The organism is Cellulomonas sp. IC4_254 (assembly GCF_011603975.1).
GTDB lineage: Bacteria > Actinomycetota > Actinomycetes > Actinomycetales > Cellulomonadaceae > Cellulomonas.
Map to the genome: position 1 here is coordinate 1 of NZ_JAANNB010000309.1, position 2,756 is coordinate 2,756.

The following is a 2,756-nucleotide window of genomic DNA, read 5'->3' on the forward strand; positions in this document are numbered from 1 at the left end:
CCGAGCCGCCGGCCGCCGAGGCGCCCGCCGAGCCCGCCACGACCACCGCCGCCGAGGCGTCGCCGGAGCCGGAGGCGCCCGCCGCGCCCGAGGCCGAGGCGCCCGCCGCCCCGGTCGAGGAGCCGCAGGACGCCGACGAGGACGTCGTCATCGAGCAGCCCGAGGACGAGCAGGTCGCCGAGGCGGTCGAGCAGGCCGAGGAGACGTCCGCCGCCGCCCCGGAGAGCCGCCTGGACGTGCTCGCCGAGCTCGGCCGCACCCAGCCCGCCGAGCGCGAGCCGGCCCGCCGTTCCCGCGGCCGCCGCTCCGGCACCCGCAAGGCCGGGGCCCCCGAGGCCGCCGCGTCCGACGCCGCCGAGCAGCAGCCCACGACGCAGCAGCCCACGACGCAGCAGCCCACGACGCAGCAGCCCGCGACGCAGCAGCCGGCCGCGCAGAAGCAGGACCAGGACCGCGCGGCCTCCGCGCGCCTCGCGACCACGGCGCTGCTGTTCCAGGCGCCCGAGGCTCCGCGCCGGCGGCGCCGGGCCCAGGCCCCGTCCGGCTCGCCCGAGGCGATCTCCGCCGCGGCTCAGGCCGACCTCGACGCCGCGCAGGCCGCCGGGGCCGCCGCCGAGGCCGCCGCGGCGCCGCAGGACGCCCCCGCCGAGGAGCAGGGCGCCCCGTCGCGCCGCCGCGGTCGCCGCGGCCGGTCGCGTGCCGAGCGTGCCGAGGCCGCCGCCGAGGAGACGGCCGTCGAGGCCGAGGACGCCTCCGCCGTCGAGGCCGCCGCGGAGCAGGCCGACGAGGAGGCCGAGGAGGCCGCCGCCGAGCGCGCGGAGGACGAGGGCGACGAGAACGCCCCGCGCCGCCGCCGTCGCCGCGGTGGCCGCGGCCGCCGCTCGCGCGGGGGCTCGGACGCCGAGCAGGGCGAGGACGAGGGCGACCAGCCGTCCGACGAGGGCGAGGAGCCCGCGGAGGACGCGGAGGACCGCGAGGACGAGTCCGACGAGCAGGGCGAGGGCGAGGGCGACGAGCAGGGCAGCAGCCGCCGTCGTCGGCGCCGCCGCCGCTCGGGCCGTGGTGGCGGGGACGCCGAGGCCGAGCCGCAGCAGCAGTCGTCGTCGCGGCGGTCGTCGTCGCGCGGCGGGGACGAGGTCACCGCCCTGCGCGGCTCGACCCGGCTGGAGGCGAAGCGCCAGCGCCGCCGCGAGGGCCGCGACGCGGGCCGCCGCCGCCAGATCATCACCGAGGCCGAGTTCCTGGCCCGCCGCGAGTCGGTGGAGCGGTCGATGATCGTGCGCGAGGCGCACGGCAAGACGCAGATCGCGGTGCTCGAGGACGGCGTGCTCGTCGAGCACTACGTGTCCCGGCAGGCGCAGGTCTCGATGGCCGGCAACGTCTACCTCGGCCGCGTGCAGAACGTGCTGCCGAGCATGGAGGCCGCGTTCGTCGACGTGGGCAAGGGCCGCAACGCCGTGCTCTACGCCGGCGAGGTCAACTGGGACGCCGCGGGTCTCGAGGGCGGCCAGCCGCGCCGCATCGAGCAGGCGCTCAAGTCCGGCGACCCGGTGCTGGTCCAGGTCACCAAGGACCCGATCGGCCACAAGGGCGCTCGCCTGACGTCGCAGATCACGCTCGCCGGCCGGTACCTCGTGTACGTGCCCGGCGGCGGCATGACCGGCATCAGCCGCAAGCTGCCCGAGCCCGAGCGCGCCCGCCTCAAGAAGATCCTGCGCGAGGTCGTCCCGGACTCCGCCGGCGTCATCGTCCGCACGGCGGCCGAGGGGGCCTCGGAGGAGGAGCTGCGCGCCGACATCGCCCGCCTGCAGTCGCAGTGGGAGGCCATCGAGAAGAAGTCGAAGACCGCCAACGCGCCGGCGCTGCTCCAGGGCGAGCCGGACCTCGCGATCCGCGTGGTGCGCGACATCTTCAACGACGACTTCTCCTCCCTGGTCGTCCAGGGCGACGAGGCGTGGTCGACGATCTCCGGCTACATCGGCGAGCTGGCCCCGGACCTGGCCGAGAAGGTGTCGAAGTACACCGGCACCGGCGACGTGTTCGCCGACCACCGCGTCGACGAGCAGCTCGCCAAGGGCATGGACCGCAAGGTCTGGCTGCCGTCGGGCGGCTCGCTGGTGATCGACCGCACCGAGGCCATGACGGTCGTCGACGTCAACACCGGCAAGTTCACCGGCGCGGGCGGCACGCTCGAGGAGACGGTGACCCGGAACAACCTGGAGGCCGCGGAGGAGATCGTCCGCCAGCTCCGGCTCCGGGACATCGGCGGCATCATCGTCATCGACTTCATCGACATGGTGCTCGAGTCGAACCGCGACCTGGTGCTGCGCCGCCTGGTCGAGTGCCTCGGCCGCGACCGGACCAAGCACCAGGTGGCCGAGGTCACCTCGCTCGGCCTGGTGCAGATGACCCGCAAGCGGGTCGGCCAGGGTCTGGTCGAGGCGTTCTCCGAGACCTGCGAGCACTGCAACGGCCGCGGCTTCATCGTGCACGCCGAGCCCGTCGAGAAGCACAACCACAAGCCGGAGGCGGGCGCGCCCCAGCAGCCGGCGGAGAACGGCGGCGAGGCCAAGAAGCCGCGGCGCAAGCGTGGCGGCGGCAAGGAGCAGGCGCCCGCGCCGGTCGCGACGCCGGCCGTGCCGGTGCTGCCGGAGGCGCGGGACGCGGTCAAGGCCACGCTCGCGACGATCGCGGCCGCGGCGGCGCACGCCCACGCGCACGACGGCGAGGAGCACGCGACGCACGGCGACGCGGGG

The 2,756-nt window shown here is 76.6% G+C and carries 1 protein-coding gene; it reads left to right on the plus strand.

What is annotated here, in order from left to right:
* The coding region (locus G6556_RS18195; RefSeq protein ID WP_166944474.1) for an Rne/Rng family ribonuclease at positions 1-2,756 on the plus strand (2,756 nt) is incomplete at both ends.